The organism is Nocardioides acrostichi (assembly GCF_015319165.1).
In the GTDB taxonomy this organism is placed as follows: domain Bacteria; phylum Actinomycetota; class Actinomycetes; order Propionibacteriales; family Nocardioidaceae; genus Nocardioides; species Nocardioides acrostichi.
On record NZ_JADIVZ010000011.1, the window covers coordinates 121,664 to 138,161 of the forward strand.

Consider the following 16,498-nt stretch of genomic DNA (forward strand, 5'->3'; position numbering starts at 1 on the left):
CTCACACCGGGCCGCGCCCGTGCGACCGTGCGTCAGACGGCCCGAGGTTGAGCAACCGAGCCCGACCCGCCCGGTGTGGTTCCAGGGGCGGTGCTCCTACGGCGAGGGCTCCTGGTCGGCCCAGCCGCGATCGGCGACGTACATCGTGAGGGCGGCCTGACCCTCCTCGAGGGCCTCGCGCAGGCTGGCTTCCTCCAGGTCGGGCGGGGTCGGGCCCACCTCGCCGGCGCGGGCCCGGGTCTCGATACCCCGGGCGAGGTCGGTCAGCCGCACCAGGCCGAGGTTCGAGGCGGCACCGGCCAGGGCGTGCGCCGCACGGCCGCGAGACTCCTCGTCGGGGGCGTCGCGCACGTCGTCGACGAGCGCCGTCGCGCGGTCGCCGAAGCGGCCCACGGCGGTGCGCAGGTAACGGCCGTCCGGGCTCAACTCGGCGAGCTCGTCGAGGCGCTCGACGTCGAGGACGACGAGCGACGCGTCGGCGGGCGGGGCCGCCGCGTTCGCCTCGGCTCCCGGCGCCGGACCGGCAGCCCCCGCATCCGCAGCCCCCGCATCCGCAGTCCCCGCATCCGCAGCCCCCGCATCGGCAGCCCCCGCACCCGCAGCCCCCGCATCCGCAGCCCCCGGATCGTCGGGGGCAGCGGGATCCTCGGTCGTCTCGACCGTCGGCAGCCAGCGCTCGACCACCGCGCTCAGACGCACGCCCACGACGGGTTTGGTCAAGAAGTCGTCCATGCCGGCCTCGAGGGCTCGCTCGCGCTCCCCGCGGACCGCCGAGGCGGTCATGGCCACCACGGGGGTGCGGCGTGCGTCGCCCGCGCGCTCCCGCTCGCGCAGCGCCCGGGTCGTCGCGTAGCCGTCGAGGCGCGGCATCTGCACGTCCATGAGCACCAGGTCATAGCTCGAGCGCTCCAGCATCTCGAGCGCCTCGACTCCGTCGACGGCCGTATCGGGACGCAGCCCCCACGACTCCAAGAAGCCCGTCGCGACCACGCGGTTGATCTCGTTGTCCTCGACCACGAGCACGCGGCCGGGGCGGGTGACCATGGTCTCGGCGACACCGACCTCGCCCCGCGTGACCCCGGGGCGCACGCGCAGGAGGAGGTCGCGCAGCGCGCCCGACGGCACGGGCTTGCTCAGGCATTCACGGATGCCGTGCTCGGCGAGCGTGGCAGAGGGCAGCGGTAGGCCCGAGGTCAGCATGACCAGGCGAGCATCGCCGGTCGCGGGTTCGCGGCGCAGCAGGTCGGCCAGCATCAACCCGTCGATCTCCGGCATCGCCATGTCGAGCACCACGACGTCGACGCGACGCTGTCTGACCACCTGCAGCGCGGACGCCGCGTCGGGCACGGCGATGGGGTCGACGCCCCACCACGACAGCTGTTCGGTGAGGATCTCCCGGTTCGTCGCCACGTCATCGACCACGAGCACCTGGAGCCCCTCGAGCTGGGTGCGCACGCCCGCCGCGGGGTCGTCCATGCGGGTGCCGCGCGAGGAGGCCAACGGCATCTCGAACCAGAAGACCGAGCCGCCGCCTTGCGCCGGCCGCACCCCGATGTCGCCGCCCGTGGCGGTCACGATCTCGCGGCAGATGGCCAGGCCGAGTCCGGTGCCCCCGTAGCGCCGGGTGGTCGAGGCATCGGCCTGGCTGAAGGGCTGGAAGATGGACGCCGCGCGCTCCGGGTCCACGCCCACGCCGGTGTCGCGCACCTCCACGCCCAGCACGAGCCCCCGGCCCTGGTCTGCCGTCGCCACCACACTGGCACGGATGTCGACGCCGCCGCTGGAGGTGAACTTCACCGCGTTCGACCCCAGGTTGATGAGCACCTGCAGCAGCCGGGTGGGGTCGCCGTTGACGACCTCGGGGACGTCGGGGGCGCAGGAGACACCGAGGTCCAGGCCCTTCGCGCGCGCGGCCTCGCCGACGACGCCCGACACCTGGTCGAGCACCGTGCGCACCTCGAAGTCGACCTCCTCGAGCGAGAGGTGACCCGCCTCGATCTTGGAGAAGTCGAGGATGTCGTTGATGACGGCCATGAGCTGACGACCGGAGAGGTCGACGCCGGAGACGAGATGCCGTTGCTTGTCGTCGAGCTGGGTGCGGCCCAGCAACTCGGTGAGCCCGACGATGCCGTTGAGCGGGGTGCGGATCTCGTGGCTCATCGTGGCGAGGAACTCCGACTTGTGCCGCGACGCTTCGACGGCGCGGTCACGCGCCTCGGCCACGGCGAGTGCCTGCCGCTCCCGCTCGGCCACCCGGGCAAGCTGGTCGGCGACCTGGGTGGTCATCGACGCGATCATCTCGTGCCGGTACAGCGGCGGGCGCGAGGTGATGGCCACGACCGCCACCACCTCGTCGTCGAGCAGGATCGGGAAGGCCACGGTGAGCCGGGTCTCGTCGTCCCACACCGCCTCGCGGCTGTTCAGGGCGTCCGCGGCGGCTCGTCGTTCGCGGGCAAGCAGGCCCGGCTCGGTCTGCTGCTCGTCCTCGAGGCGGTCGGCGTCGTCGACGTGGTAGGGGCTCAGCCCGCCGAGCCCGTCCGGGGTGTAGGCACGGGCGCGGTCCCAGTCGTCGTGCAGCAGCACCAGGTGCTTGGCCTGGCCGAGGACGTCGTGCAAGGACGTCGCCTCGTTGGCGGCGGTGGCCAAGGCCTGCATGAGGGAGTTCTGGGTGACGAGATCTTGCAGTGCGTCGTCGGTGTCACGGGCCCGCGTGATGTCCTGGTGCACACCGGTGACGCTGACGAGCGTGCCGTCGGCGTCGTACTCCGACAACCCCCGGCCGCGGATCCACATCCAACCGTGCGGGCCGTGCACGCGAGCCTCGAACTCGAAGGGCTCGCCGGCCTCACCGGCCGCCGTGACCGCCGCCTGCACGCGATCGACGTCCTCGGGGTGGAGCGCCGCGAGGAACGAGTCGTAGGAGGCGAAGACCTGCTCGACCCGATCGCCGTAGAGACGCCGGACGCCCTCGCTGAACTGGAAGCCCCCGTCTGGGCTCCAGGTCCAGGAGCCGAGCCGGGCGATGTACTCGGCTTCGCGCTGGCGCTGCTCAATGAGACGCAACTCGGCGAGCAGTCGGCGCCGCTCGCTGTGGTCGGTGAAGGTCAGCACGAGGGCTTCGAGCCCGCCGGTCTCGTCGAGGAGGAACCCCTGGCGGACCGTGGCCCACAACTCGGTGCCGTCGGGACGGTGCAAGAGGCACTCGACCTCGTGGTGGTCCCCGACGCTCGCCCCGGAGCGACGCACGGCGTCGAGGTGCGCCTGCCACTGTGCGCGGCCCAGGTCGTCGAGGGTCTCGGCGACCGAGAGGCCGGGCATCTCCTCGAGTGCGCGACCCAGCAGCCGGGCCGCCGCTGCGTTCGCGTCGACCGTCCGGCCCTGGGGGTCAACGACCCAGATGCCCTCGTCCGCCGCGTCCATGACGCGCCGGCTCCACTGCTCTCCCGTCAGCATGCATCCCTCCATCCAGACCGTACCGAGCCGACGACTCGCCAGGGGGCTCTTTGAGTCGTGTCGTCTGGACGACGCAGTGACGGCCGCCACCCCACGAGGGTGGTCCCGGTCGGTGCAGGGCGCCGACCGGGACCGGCGCACCGTTCCGCGCCGACCTGCGGGGTGCGCCCAGCCTACGTCGCGAGGCCGTGGGGTCCGGTGGTTTCGCGACCGACCGGACTCGCCCAGGGCGACCGAGCGGCTCGCCGTGCCGCCAGCACCCGCATGCCGCCCTACCAGCCCCTCAGCAGGCCGCTGGCCCACTCGTCGTCCCATCCGAGCCCGGCCTCACGGGCGAGGCCGGCGGCGCGCGCGAGCAGGTCGTCGCGGTCGTGGGGCAGTCGACGCAGGTCGAGCCGTGACAGCAGTCGCTTGGTGATCGGGCGCTTGGCGTCCCAAAAGACCAGCGACTCGATGAGGTCGCGGCAGCCCTTGCTGTTCAAGGCAGCGGTCACGAGCGCCGCCTCGGTCGGGTCGGAGAAGGGCAGGAAGTAGCAGGTGTCGTCGAGTACGACGGGCCGGTCGGCGAGCGGCGCCACCAGCCGGAAGACCGGCTGCTCGTGCAGCCCCGACACCGCCACCTTGTACGGGGCGTAGGTGTACTCGCCGTGCCCGAACACGGTGAAGCGTGGCCGATTGCGGTAGATCGAGGAACGGCGAGCATCGAGCACCCGGGCGTGCGAGAGCAGGTAGGCCCACAACCGGGGTGCGCGCTGCTCCAGTGAGGCGGTCTCCTCGCCGAAGGTCCGCTGCGGCACGATCACCCAGCGGCTGAGCTCGCGGTGCCGGCCGCGGAACACGTCGGTGCTCTTGAGCAGCGGCAGCAGGTACTCCGACTCCACCTCGAGCACTCGACCGTCACGCGTGGTCGGCCCGGAGGCGGCCACGAGCTCGAACACGGCCGCGGCGTCGTGCTTGAGCCCGGAGCGCCACTCGTACGGGCAGATCCCGTCGCCCTCGCGCACGCTCGAGTACCGGTCGACGTCGGCCACGAGGAGGCCGTCCACGACCCCGAACCGCCGCGACGGCGTCGCGTGCGGCGCGAACACGTCGTCCCACACCGATGTCACGTAGCGCGGCGTCGCGCCAGGGTCCAGTCGCATCACCAGCCAGCAGGCGTCGACGTTCGCGCCGAACCACCGCGTCGAGTCGACGCGGTACACCGCCGAGTCCGTGACGGGCAGACCGGACGCCGCCGCATACGCGAGCAGGTTGCGTGCCACCTGCGTCTTGCACAGCATCCCGAGACTCATCGGCTCACCCCGGTGCTCGGTGAGGATCTTCTCGATCACGTACTCGCACACGTCGAAGTTCGACGAGCCGAGCAGGGCGTCGATCCCGCGCGCGCCGCGGCGATTCGACTTGACCGGCAGGTTGTCCGAGCCCAGCCGCGCCAGCGCGGCCGAGGTCACCCACGGCGGGTTGCCGACGACCACGAGCGGCCCCTGCGTGCGCCACGGGAGGTCGCCGAACGCGACCTCGAACACGTTGGCCTCGCGCACCTCGCCCCAGCGCGACGCCTCCTCCACGTACGCCGGGTGCCGCTCGAGCCCCAGCCGCTCGGACGCCGGGCTGAGGGCGGCCGCCGCCTCCAGGAACGCCCCGCGCCCGCAGGTGGGCTCGAGCACCCGGGCGTCGTCGGGCAGTCCGAGCACCCGCAAGCACTGGGTCGCCAGCGGCAGCGGCGTCTGGAAGTCGCCGAACTCGTCCTGCGGCACGCTCAATCCACCCCCTCCGGGCGCGTGGCAGCCCGAGGCTAGTGGCTCTGGTCCGCGCCGGGCCGCCACAGGGTCCGCTCAGGCTCGCTGGCTACGGTGGCGGTTCCCCCTTTCTGGAAGGTTGTCTCGTGCCTCGACGTCTGCACCGCCCAGCGGCTGCTCTCGCCCTGACCGTCCTGCTGTCCCCGGCTCTCGTGGCCTGCGGTGGCGACTCCTCGGACTCCGCGAAGGACGACGCGTCGTCGTCGGCCTCGGCGTCCTCGGGCTCGCTCGACGGCGTGAGCTTCACCGGCGATGTCGGCAAGGAGATCACCCCGAAGTGGGAGGACGAGGTCAAGGCCCCGACGACGCCCAAGGCCACGACCCTGGTCGAGGGCTCGGGCGAGGAGATCGCCAGCGGCGACACGGTCTCGACCTACCTCTGGATCGGCGACGGCACCACGAAGAAGGCCGCCTACAGCGACTACGACCAGGGCACCGCCGAGCCGATCCCGGTCAGCGACCAGCTGCCCGACGTGCTCGGCCAGCTCTTCGACGGTGCTACGTACGGCAGCCGAGTCGCCATCGTGGCGCCTGCCTCGACGCTGTTCGGCACGAGCGGCAACTCGCAGATGGGGGTGGGCGCCGACGACAGCCTCGTCATCGTCGCCGACCTGGTGAAGAAGGCGCCCACCTCGCCCACGCCGTCCGACTCCAAGGTGCACAACGCCCCGGCCTCGACCCAGCCGACCGTGGTCGAGAAGAACGGCCAGCCGACCGGTCTCGACTTCAGCGGCATCTCGAAGCCCAAGCTCACCACCCCGGTGCAGCGCGTCGTGCTCAAGCAGGGCAGCGGTCCGGCGGTCAAGGCCACCGACACCGTCACCGTCAACTACCTCGGTGAGACCTACCAGGCCAAGGCCCCGTTCGACGAGAGCTACTCCAAGGGCCAGCCGCTCACCCAGCCGCTCAGCGGCCTCGTCCAGGGCTGGGGCATCGGGCTGACGGGCGTCAAGGTCGGCAGCCGGGTGCTGCTCCAGATGCCACCCGCCTTCGGCTACGGCGCGCAGGGCAGCGGCTCCACCATCCCCGGCAACGCCACGCTCTGGTTCGTCATCGACGTCGTGAAGGCGCAGTAGCCCCTCCGGTCGCTCAAGGCCTCGGCGTCGGGTTACCGTCACACAGATGTACGAGTCCGACGCCGAGGTCGAGGCGCTCCAGCAGCTCCTCGACGCCTCGCACGCAGGGTCCACCGAGCACCTGCGCAGCATCATCGGGGGCAGACGCGTGCTCGCGGCCTCCGACCTCGTGGCACTGCTCACCGGGATGAGGGTGCTGTCGGTCGCCACCGTGACCGCGTCGGGTGAGCCGCGCATCAGTGCCGTCGACGGGCACTTCCTGCACGGCACATGGTCGTTCAGCACCTCGGGTACGGCCGCCAAGGCCAGGCACCTGCGCGATCGCCCCGCGGCGAGCGTGGCTCACGTCGACAACGAGCAGCTCGCCGTGTTCAGCCACGGTCACGTGGAGGAGTTGGCGCAGGGCGACGGCGACTTCGACGAGACCCTCGCGCACTGGACGCAGCACTACGGCGGGTCGCCGCTGGAGTGGGGCGACGACATCCGGATCTACCGGTACCGGCCGCACTGGATGATCGGCTACGCCTGGAAGTACGACGAACTCATGGCCGAGCGCGGGCTCACGCCGCGTCCGCAGTGACCGAGCTCAGCGCCGGGTCAGCAGCACGACGGGGATGACGCGGTCGGTCTTCGACTCGTAGTCGGCGAAGCCGGGGTAGTCGCGCTTCTGCTTCTCCCACACTGGTTCTCGTTCCGCCGGGTCGAGCACGCGCGCGGTCACCTCGACCGTGTCGGTGCCGACCTCGATCGAGGCCTCCGGGTTCGCCACGAGATTGTGGTACCAGTCCGGGTTGGTGGGCGCGCCCGCCTTCGACGCGAACACGGCGTAGCCGTCGTCCACCGCCTGGTACATCATCGGGCTCACCCGCTCCTGCCCGCTCCTGGCGCCGGTGCTGTGCAGGAGCAACAGCGGCGCTCCCTCGAACTGGCCGCCGACCCGGCCCTCGTGGGCGCGGAACTCGGCGATGATCTGGTCGTTCCAGTCGCTCATGACGCGAACCTACGTCCCTGGTCGTCCGGGTGGCACGGGTCAGGACCGCCCGTCGTCGAGATCCTCGACGGGGAGATCGCCGAGCACCTCGAAGCAGCGGAGCAGCGGGTCCACGTCGCCCCGTGTGGTCCAGGAGCGCAGCTGACGGGCAGAGCGCCGAGACATGATCGCGCGAGCCAGGTCGAAGTCGGACGCCGCGAGCTCGACGTCGGCGTCCGAGGCGGATGTCAGTCCGGGGGAGAGCCACGTCCATTGCTCGCCCACCAGCGCCAGCGAGCCGTGCCCCGCGGACTCCACGTGTCGGGCGAACCGGCCCGCCAGACGCTCGCGCACGACCGCGAAGCCCACCGACGAGGCCCCGCCCGGCTCGCCGAGCAGCCCGCGCAGATCCTGCTCGTGGATGATCACGTCGGACAGCGGGCGAGTGCCGTGCTCGGTCATCGCATCGGCAAGCTCGTCGGCGAAGGATCGCCACTCGTGCAGGAGGTCGGCCACCGTGCGGTCCGACCGGTCGTCGACCTGGGCCTGGGTCCACGCGTCGTTGTGATCGTCCGGCTCGTCGCCGGCCAACACATCGGCGCCCAGCCCCACCATGTGGGCGAGCAGGTCTCGGCCGGTCCAGCCCGGGCACGCCGGCACCCGCTGCGCCATGCGTGCCGGGTCGACCGTTCCGGCCAGAGCGCAGACCCGCTCGACCGCCTCCCGCCACTCCCGCACTTCATCGGCCATGACCGCAGTGCACCAACGCGGTGCGCATTGCACCACCCCCGGCAGCGCCCCGAGGCCACCCGAGGCCACCCGAGGCCACCCGAGGCCACCCGAGGCCACCCGAGGCCGTATCCCCACGCCCGTTGGTTCGTTGTGGAGAGCGTCACACCCTCGGACCGATCGGATACGTGGTGACCCGCAACTCCAGCCGCCCTCGCACCTGCCGCAGCCTCACCGCGGCCGCCGTCTTCGCGACCGCCGGAGCCCTGGCCCTGGCCGGAACCGTCGGTGCCGCCACGGCCCGTGAGGGCGATGCGTCTCGTGCCACGCCGGTCGCCGGGGTGCGCAACATCCTGCCGCCGGGCTCGAGCGGCAACGCCACGGCGCTCGACGTCGTCCAGCTGGGTGGCTCGACCACGGCGACGCCGACCACCCCGACGAACTTCGCCGACCAGCTCGAGCTCTACGACCAGCTCAACACCATCGAGCCCGACCAGATCGACCAGGCCGACCTCGACCACCTCTTCAAGGACGCCGGTTTCACTCCCGACGAGGTCGTCTCCAGCGAGACGCCGACGGACGGCCTGACCATCGAGCGCGACTCCTTCGGGGTGCCGTTCATCCACGGCGACACCTTCGAGGACGTCGAGTACGGCGCCGGCTACGCCGCCATCGAGGACCGGATGTTCCTCATGGACGTGCTGCGGCACACCGGTCAGGCCCGGATGGCCGAGTTCGTCGGCGACAGCCCCGGCAACGTGGCCATGGACCAGGAGCAGCTGCGTACCGCCTACTACACGCCCGAGGAGGCGGACGCGCAGATCCAGAAGGCCGCCGACCGGGCCGGGGACGACGGGCCTCGACTGCTGGCCGCCGTCGACTCCTTCGTCGAGGGCATCAACGCCGCCCAGGACGCGCTGTGCCCCACCGTCGCGGCGCCCAGCTGTCCCGCGGAGTACGCCGCCCTCCAGAAGACGCCCGAGGACTGGACCCGCGCCGACATCGTCTACGTGGCCTCACTCGTCGGCGGCATCTTCGGCAAGGGCGGTGGCCAGGAGGCCGCCAACGCGGCGTGGTACCAGTCGCTGGTAGCGAAGCTCGGCACGAAGAGGGCTCGGGCGGTCTACCAGGATCTGCGCGAGAAGGACGACCAGGAGGCGCCGGTCACCACGGCCAGGCGCTTCCCCTACGGCAGCGAGAAGTTCCGTCCCGGCCTCAAGGGCGTCGCCATGCCGGACGCCGACGGCCCCACCGGCGGCGGCACGGGTGAGTCCGTCGGCGGTGCGACCGCCTCCGCGCCGGGCACCACCACCCCCGAGCTCACCCTGCCCGGCGGCCAGACCATCGAGGTGCCGCTGCACACCCACGGCATGAGCAACGCCCTGCTCGTCACCGGCCAGCACTCGAAGACCGGCAAGCCGCTGGCCGTCATGGGGCCGCAGACCGGCTACTTCGCGCCGCAGCTGCTCGTCGAGCAGGTGCTCGACGGTCCGGGCATCCAGGCGCGCGGCGTGGCCTTCGCCGGCACCAACCTCTTCGTCCAGCTCGGTCGCGGTGTCGACTACGCGTGGTCGGCCACCAGCGCCGGCAGCGACAACGTCGACACCGTCGTCGAGAAGTTGTGCAACACCGACGGCAGCACTCCGACCACCGATTCCACCGGTTACCGAGACGGTGGGAAGTGCGTCGAGATGGACCAGTTCACCCACACCGAGAACACCACGCCGAACGCCAGCTCGCCCAATCCGCCGAAGACGTATGAGTTCCAGGTACTGCGCACGGACCACGGCATCGTGCAGGAGCGCACCACCGTGCACGGCAAGCCGGTCGCCGTGGTGCTCCAGCGCAGCACCTACGGGCACGAGGTCGACTCGGTCATCGGGTTCAGCCAGTTCAACGACCCCGGCTACGTGCACGACGCCGCGTCGTTTCAACAGGCCGCGTCTCACATCGACTTCACCTTCAACTGGTTCTACGCCGACGACTCCGACATCGCCTACTACTCCTCCGGCCTGCTGCCCCAGCGGTCCGGGCGCACCGAGCCCGATCTGCCCCGCTGGGGAGCGCATCGCTTCGACTGGTCGGGGTGGCTCGGCGACGACGACCACGTGCAGGCACTCGACCCCTCGCGCGGGTACCTGGTGAGCTGGAACAACAAGCCCGCCCGTGCCTTCACCGCCGCCGACGACGCCTGGGGCTACGGTCCGGTGCACCGCTCCCAGGCGCTGGAGAACCGCGTGCGCGCCGCGATCAGGGGCACGAAGAAGGTCGACCTGCCGCAGTTGACCGGCATCATGGCCGACGCGGCCACGGTCGACTCCCGCGCCGTCGGCACGCTGCCCTACCTGCTGCGCGCCATCGGCAACGACAAGCAGACGGCGACCGCGCGGCGGCTGTTGCGACAGTGGCTGCGCAGCGGCGCCCACCGGGTCGACCGCGACCGCGACGGTTCGTATGCGCACCAGCAGGCGATCGCGCTGTTCGACACCTGGTGGCAAGACGGCAACCACGCGGTCGCTCAGGACGTGCTGCGCGGACGTCTCGGGAACCTCGTGACGAAGCTGCCGCAAGCCCTCGATAACCACCCGCGTTCAGGGCAGGGATCGTCGTGGAACGGCATCGCGTGGTACGGCTACGTCAATAAGGATCTGCGCTCCGTCCTCGGCGACAAGGTCCGTGACGGGTACCGGTTCGGCTACTGCGGGAACGGCCGCAAGGCGCTGTGCCGCAAGCAGCTGCGAGCCAGCTTGGCGGCCGCCGTCGCCCGGGCCCTCGACGAGCAGGGTGTGGAGTCGGTGAAGGATCTGACCTACGACAAGCACATCGACGACATCACCTCCACGGCCGCCGGCCTCGTCGGCGTGCGGCCGATCGACTGGCAGAACCGGCCGACCTTCCAGCAGGTGGTGCAGTTCGAGAGTGGCCGCGCACGGTGACCGCGCATCCGTGCTGAGCCTGGAGGCGGCGGCTCTCCCATCGTCGGGATAATGCAGTCATGCTCGCCGCCCCCAAGCACGGCTTCGTCGTCCTCGCGGTACCCAAGTCGGGCTCGACCGCGTTGGAGCACGCGTTCCGCAAGCACGCGCAACTCGTGACCTCCGGCCCGCCGTCGCTCAAGCACGTCACGGCCGTCGAGTTCGACGAGAGATTCGCGCCGCTCCTGCGCAACCATGGGTACGAGCGCACCGACTACGCCGTCACGGCCGTCGTGCGCGAGCCCGTCTCGTGGCTGGCGTCGTGGTGGCGCTACCGATCGCGTCCGGGCATCGTGGGCAAGGCGACCTACGTGGGCGATCTCGGATTCGACGAGTTCGCGGGCCGCGTCGTGGCCGGCGAGATCCGGCTGCGCCCTCAGCGCGACTACGTGACGACCGACGGCGGCGGTCTCGCCGTCGATCGGTTGTGGCGCTACGACGACCTCGACTCGGCGTTCGCCTGGATGCGCGACCAGGTGGGCAAGAAGAAGATCCGGCTGCGCCAGCGCAACGTCTCGCCCGAGCGGCAGCACGAGGTGAGCGCCTCGACGCGTGCGCTCATCGAGGAGGCCTACGCCAGCGACGTCGCCTTGTACCGCAGCATCGAGGACGGCGGCCGGGTCGTCTGAGGTGGCTCAGGCCTGATAGGCGGCCTGGTACGCGGCCAGCGCGACGCGGCCCCGCTCCAGCGCCGCGGACACCTGCGGGAGCAGCGCCGAGGCGACATCGAGGTCGCCGCTGCCGGCCCGGGCCTCGACGTCGCGCAGCAGCGCACCGGCGTCGGCCACGCCGAGGTTGAGGGCGGCACCGGCCAGTCGGTGCGCGACCCGGACCACGTCGTCGGTGACACCCGTGGCCACGACCGCCTCGAGCTCCGCGAACAGCGTGACGCTGTTGGACTCGAAGTTCGCGATCGCTCGATCGAGGTAGATGGTGTTCCCGGGGTCGAGGTCGCGCAGCTCGTCGAGACGCTCGATGTCGAGCATCGTGGGGTCGGTCGGCACGTGCTCATCCTCCCTTGCGCAGGCGGCGTGTGCCGCGACGCCGCGCCGAGGTCGGGGTCACGAGTCGCCGACGATCAGTAGGTTGCCGTCGTCGCCGCGCTCGACGGTGAGCCGTACCGTCTCGGTCTTCTTCGTGCCGTCGTCCATCGTGCGGCTGTAGGTGTAGGTCACCGTGCCGGCATCGGTGTCGGTGCCCGTGACCTCGAGGCTGTCGATGCTCGCGACCTTGCCCCAGAAGCTCTGGTAGCCCGAGAGCTCCCCGCTCTGCCTCTGGTAGGCGGGCGTGAGCATCGCAAAGCCCTCGGCCGGGTCGGCCTGCGCGGTGCGCACGTAGGTGCCGGCGAAGTTCTCCAACTCCTGAGAGGTCACCTCGGCCGACGGTGAGCCGCTCTCGTCCGAGGACGTCGATGACGTGGTGGTGTCCGAGGCCGCGCCTTGTCCGGCCGTCGGCTGGTCGTCGCCCCCCGAGAGCAGGATCACGCCGATCACGCCCAGCAGGGCGACCAGCATCACGGCGATCACGGCCAGGAGCGCCGAGTTGCCCGACCTCCGGCGTCTGCCGGCGGTGGTGGCGACAGCGCCCGTCGCCGCCGGGATGACCCGGGTGCCCTCGTCGGTGCCGGTGGTGGGGAGAGCCTGTGAACGTGTGGTCGGAGACGTCGGCGCCCGTGGTCCGGCGCGCAGGTAGTCGCGCACCTGCGCCATGGTCCAGCGGGCCTGAGGATCCTTGGCCATGGTCGCCTCGAGCAGCGTGCCGAGCCACCCGACGTCGTCCAGGCGGGGCGGGTCGTCGTTGACGATGCGGTACAGCGTGCCGAGCACGTTGTCCTTCACCTCGTACGGCGGGTGGCCGGCGAGGGCGTGCCACAGCGACGCTCCCCAGGACCACACGTCGCTCGCCGCGGTGGCGACCTGGCCGGCGGCGACCTCGGGCGCCAGGTAGGCCGGAGAGCCGGTGACGAGCCCGGTCTGGGTCAACGCTGGGTCGGCGTCGGCCCGGGCGATGCCGAAGTCGGAGAGCTTCATCTCGTCGCCCTCGGCGACGAGCATGTTGGAGGGCTTCACGTCGCGGTGCACGATGCCGCCCTCGTGAGCCGCGGCGAGAGCGTCGGCCACCTGCTCGAAGAGCGACGCGGCCCGTGTGGGCTCCAACGGGCCTCCGGCCGCGACCAGCGCGGCCAGGTTGGTGCCCTCGACGTACTCCATGACCAGGTGTCGGGTGCCCTCGTGCTCGACGAGGTCGTAGACGGCCACGATGTGTGGATGGGAGAGCCTCGCCGCGAGCCGCGCCTCTCGGTCGGCCCGCTCGACGTCGGGCTCGTCCGCGCCCGGAGCCAGTCCGAGACGCTTGACCGCGACCGATCGCCCGAGCACCTCGTCGCGTCCGAGCCACACCGTGCCCATGCCGCCGCGACCGATCTCTCGATCCAGTGAATACCGCTCTCCGATCACCTTCGTGTCACACCTCCGTCGGCCCACGATAGGGGGCCGCACCGACTTCCTGCTCCCACGAAGGAGTGGGCTGCCCCACGCCCGAGACGCGGGCCGACGTGACATGAGGCAGGCTTGCCCCGAACACCTCCGATGACGGAAGGCACCAGCGTGTCGGTCGATCCCACCCTGCTCGACGATCTCCAGTGGCGCGGACTGCTCGCGCACTCGACGGATCTCGACGTCCTGCGCGAGGCTCTGACGTCGTCGAGTGTGCGCTTCTACGTGGGCTTCGACCCGACGGCGCCCAGCCTGCACCTCGGCAACTTGGTGCAGATCCTCACCGCCAAGCGCCTCCAAGACGCCGGCCACACGCCATTCGCGCTCGTCGGCGGAGCCACCGGCATGATCGGTGACCCGCGAGACTCCGGTGAGCGCACCCTGAATGACGCCGACACCGTCGCCGAGTGGGTGGGCCGCGTGCGGGCCCAGATCGAGCCGTTCCTCTCCTTCGAGGGCGAGAACGCGGCGACGATGGTCAACAACCTCGACTGGACCGCCGGTCTCTCGACGATCGACTTCCTGCGCGACATCGGCAAGCACTTCCCGGTCAACCGGATGCTGGCGCGCGACACGGTCAAGCGCCGTCTCGAGGCGGGCGGCATCAGCTACACCGAGTTCTCCTACGTGCTGCTCCAGTCGATGGACTTCCTCGCGCTCTACCGCCAGCACGGCGTGACGCTCCAGTTCGGCGGGTCCGACCAGTGGGGCAACATCACCGGAGGAGCCGAGTTGATCCGTCGCGCCGAGGGCGGCACGGCCCACGCCTTCGCCACGCCGCTCATCACGAAGTCCGACGGCACGAAGTACGGCAAGACCGAGGGCGGTGCCCTCTGGCTCGACCCGTCGATGATGTCGCCGTACGCGTTCTTCCAGTTCTGGCTCAACGTCGAGGACGCCTCGGTCAGCGAGATGCTGCGCATCTTCACGTTCCTCTCGCGCGCCGAGATCGAGGAGATCGAGGCCACACACGCTGAGAAGCCGTTCCTGCGCGCCGGCCAGAAGGCGCTGGCCGAGCACGTGACCACGCTGGTGCACGGGGCGGTGGAGACGGCCCGCATCCAGGCTGCCTCGGCTGCCCTCTTCGGCGGCGGCGACATGGCCGACCTCGCCGGCGACACCCTGGGCGCGGCCCTCGGCGAGGCCGGGGCGATCACCGTCTCGGCGGGTGAGATGCCCAGCATCGTCGACCTCTTCGTCGAGACCGGCCTGGCCGCCAGCAAGGGCGAGGCCCGGCGGGCCGTGAAGGAGGGTGGCGCCTACCTCAACAACGAGAGGGTCCGAGACGCCGACTTCGTGCCCGGTCCTGATGACCTCGTCGGCGGCCACTGGCTCGTGCTGCGCAAGGGCAAGAAGAGCTTCCGCGGCGTCGAGGTGTCGTGAGGTCTCCGGCCGGCCCCCTCTGGGCGGATCCTCGTCGAGGCGGCTGGCAGGCGGAACTGGAGGCTCTCGCCCGGGAGCGGATGCCCGCTCCGATGTGGGCCTACCTCTCGGCGGGTGCCCGCGAGGGCCGCACTCGTGACGAGAACCGGGCGGCCTGGGCCGACGTGCGGTTTCGCCCCCGGGTGATGCGGGGTACCGGCGCCGTCGCGACCGAGACCACGCTCCTGGGGCAGCGGGTCGCCACGCCGCTCGGCGTCGCTCCCTCGTCGATGCAGCGCGTCATCGACGACGACGGCGAGAAGGCGATGGCCGCCGGGTGTGCACAGGCGGGAGCGCTGCACGTGGTGAGTTCCAACGCGGGCCACGTCTTCGTCGACATCGCGAACGCCGGCCGTGAGGCGGCCTCGGGAACACCATGGTGGCTGCAGGTCTACGTGCCGCCCGACCGCCACAGCACCGCACCCGTTCTGGCCGCGGCCGTCGACGCCGGAGCCAGCGCCATCGTGCTGACCGCCGACACTCCGTACCCCGGCACGAAGTACGCACCGGCGGAGGAGGACTGGGCGGGGATCGACCTCAGCTGGCACCGGCGCAACTTCGCCCGACCCGGTGAGGCCCGTCAGGCCCGAGACCTCGCGCCCGCCGACATCGAGTGGCTTGCCAGCAGCACCGGACTTCCCATCGTGGTCAAGGGTGTGCTGCGCGCCGACGACGCTCGCCGGTGTGTCGACGCCGGTGCCCGAGCGGTCTACGTGTCGAACCACGGGGGACGCCAACTCGACCGTGCCGTCACGAGCTGTTCCGCTCTGCCCGAGGTCGTCGCCGAGGTGGGCGACGAGGTGGAGGTGTACGTCGACGGGGGAGTGCGCAGCGGGCTCGACGTCCTCGCAGCGCTGTCCTTGGGAGCCCGGGGCGTCCTGGTCGGACGACCAGCGCTGTACGCCTTGGCTGCGGGCGGATCAGGCGGCGTCGCAGGGCTGCTCCGGGTGCTCGCCGAGGAGCTCTCAGAAGCCCTGGAGTTGGCCGGCTGCACCCGTCTGGAGGATGCGAACACGCTGAGGTGACCCCCGGATTTGTGTGCTTCGGGAGAGTCGTCTAATGTTTTCTTCGTCGCCAGGGAGCGGCGGGGAGCAAGGCCGATCCGGCCGGGCTTCCGGCCCCGAGGCGGCCGCCCGACCACCAGGTCACTCCACTTCGGTGGTGTCTCCCGCTGAGGAGCACACCGAGCCGGAAGCAATCTGATGTGGTCACTGCGAAAGGCAGAATCGGCCCCGATTTGCATCGGGGAAGAAAGCCTCGCAAGATAGGAACATCAGCGCGGGAAAGAAGGCCGAAAGGCTGGAATCTCGCCGCGTCTGATTCTTGAGAACTCAACAGTGTGTCATAGTCGACGGATTGATTTGTGCCCGTCGTCTCGGCTGGTTTGCTCATGTTTTGTGGGTGGGTTGGTCGGGGTGATGGTTTCTTTGATGAATGATTCTGGTTGACCATTTTTTATGGTTTGTCGGGGTTTGTTTGTCAGGTTTTGGATTGTTTGTTGTGCCGATTGTTGTGCATGCTTTTGTGTGTATGGTTTTTGGTTTTCAATGGAGAGTTTGATCCTGGCTCAGGACGAACG

General features: G+C 70.6%; 12 protein-coding genes. 6 read left to right on the top strand and 6 right to left on the bottom strand.

Going from position 1 to position 16,498, the window contains the following annotated elements; all coding sequences use genetic code 11:
• Window positions 1-96: 96 nt before the first annotated feature.
• Both ISG29_RS17185 and ISG29_RS17190 read right to left on the bottom strand, forming a co-directional pair.
• On the bottom strand, window positions 97-3,453 hold the full coding sequence (locus ISG29_RS17185) for a response regulator (protein WP_194504685.1): 3,357 nt from the start codon (window positions 3,451-3,453) through the stop codon (window positions 97-99).
• 272 nt (window positions 3,454-3,725) lie between these two features.
• The gene (locus tag ISG29_RS17190; protein ID WP_207793277.1) at window positions 3,726-5,216 is read right to left on the bottom strand and encodes a hypothetical protein; all 1,491 of its coding nucleotides are present in this window, start codon (window positions 5,214-5,216) and stop codon (window positions 3,726-3,728) included.
• A 122-nt stretch (window positions 5,217-5,338) separates the two neighbouring features.
• On the opposite strand from ISG29_RS17190, the gene ISG29_RS21755 reads away from it, so the two are divergent.
• Together ISG29_RS21755 and ISG29_RS17200 are read left to right on the top strand one after the other, a co-directional pair.
• The gene (locus tag ISG29_RS21755; protein ID WP_194504686.1) at window positions 5,339-6,328 is read left to right on the top strand and encodes an FKBP-type peptidyl-prolyl cis-trans isomerase; all 990 of its coding nucleotides are present in this window, start codon (window positions 5,339-5,341) and stop codon (window positions 6,326-6,328) included.
• A 46-nt stretch (window positions 6,329-6,374) separates the two neighbouring features.
• Window positions 6,375-6,908 (top strand): pyridoxamine 5'-phosphate oxidase family protein, encoded by a 534-nt coding sequence (locus ISG29_RS17200; protein ID WP_194504687.1) that lies wholly within the window; start codon window positions 6,375-6,377, stop codon window positions 6,906-6,908.
• Between the two features lie 6 nt (window positions 6,909-6,914).
• Here ISG29_RS17200 and ISG29_RS17205 read toward each other — a convergent pair whose 3' ends face one another.
• Both ISG29_RS17205 and ISG29_RS17210 read right to left on the bottom strand, forming a co-directional pair.
• Complete coding sequence (locus tag ISG29_RS17205; protein ID WP_194504688.1) at window positions 6,915-7,319, bottom strand: nitroreductase family deazaflavin-dependent oxidoreductase; 405 nt, start codon at window positions 7,317-7,319, stop codon at window positions 6,915-6,917.
• Window positions 7,320-7,358: 39 nt separating this feature from the next.
• Complete coding sequence (locus ISG29_RS17210) at window positions 7,359-8,048, bottom strand: maleylpyruvate isomerase N-terminal domain-containing protein (protein ID WP_194504689.1); 690 nt, start codon at window positions 8,046-8,048, stop codon at window positions 7,359-7,361.
• 170 nt (window positions 8,049-8,218) lie between these two features.
• Here ISG29_RS17210 and ISG29_RS17215 point away from each other — a divergent pair, with 170 nt between their 5' ends.
• Together ISG29_RS17215 and ISG29_RS17220 are read left to right on the top strand one after the other, a co-directional pair.
• Window positions 8,219-10,963 carry a penicillin acylase family protein gene (locus ISG29_RS17215; protein WP_194504690.1) on the top strand — a complete coding sequence of 915 codons (2,745 nt, stop codon included), beginning with the start codon at window positions 8,219-8,221 and terminating at the stop codon, window positions 10,961-10,963.
• 59 nt (window positions 10,964-11,022) lie between these two features.
• On the top strand, window positions 11,023-11,631 hold the full coding sequence (locus tag ISG29_RS17220; RefSeq protein WP_194504691.1) for a sulfotransferase family protein: 609 nt from the start codon (window positions 11,023-11,025) through the stop codon (window positions 11,629-11,631).
• Between the two features lie 6 nt (window positions 11,632-11,637).
• Here the strand turns inward: ISG29_RS17220 and ISG29_RS17225 are convergent, their stop codons facing one another.
• Window positions 11,638-12,006, bottom strand: coding sequence for an Hpt domain-containing protein (locus ISG29_RS17225; protein ID WP_194504692.1), 369 nt, complete (start codon window positions 12,004-12,006; stop codon window positions 11,638-11,640).
• Window positions 12,007-12,063: 57 nt separating this feature from the next.
• Window positions 12,064-13,458, bottom strand: coding sequence for a serine/threonine-protein kinase (locus ISG29_RS17230; RefSeq protein WP_194504693.1), 1,395 nt, complete (start codon window positions 13,456-13,458; stop codon window positions 12,064-12,066).
• A 150-nt stretch (window positions 13,459-13,608) separates the two neighbouring features.
• On the opposite strand from ISG29_RS17230, the gene tyrS reads away from it, so the two are divergent.
• Both tyrS and ISG29_RS17240 read left to right on the top strand, forming a co-directional pair.
• Window positions 13,609-14,880 (top strand): tyrosine--tRNA ligase, encoded by a 1,272-nt coding sequence (gene tyrS / locus ISG29_RS17235; RefSeq protein ID WP_328829644.1) that lies wholly within the window; start codon window positions 13,609-13,611, stop codon window positions 14,878-14,880.
• Window positions 14,877-15,944: an alpha-hydroxy acid oxidase gene (locus ISG29_RS17240; RefSeq protein WP_328829646.1), complete on the top strand. Its 1,068-nt coding sequence runs from the start codon at window positions 14,877-14,879 to the stop codon at window positions 15,942-15,944. Before tyrS ends, ISG29_RS17240 begins: the two co-directional genes overlap by 4 nt.
• Window positions 15,945-16,498 lie beyond the last annotated feature (554 nt).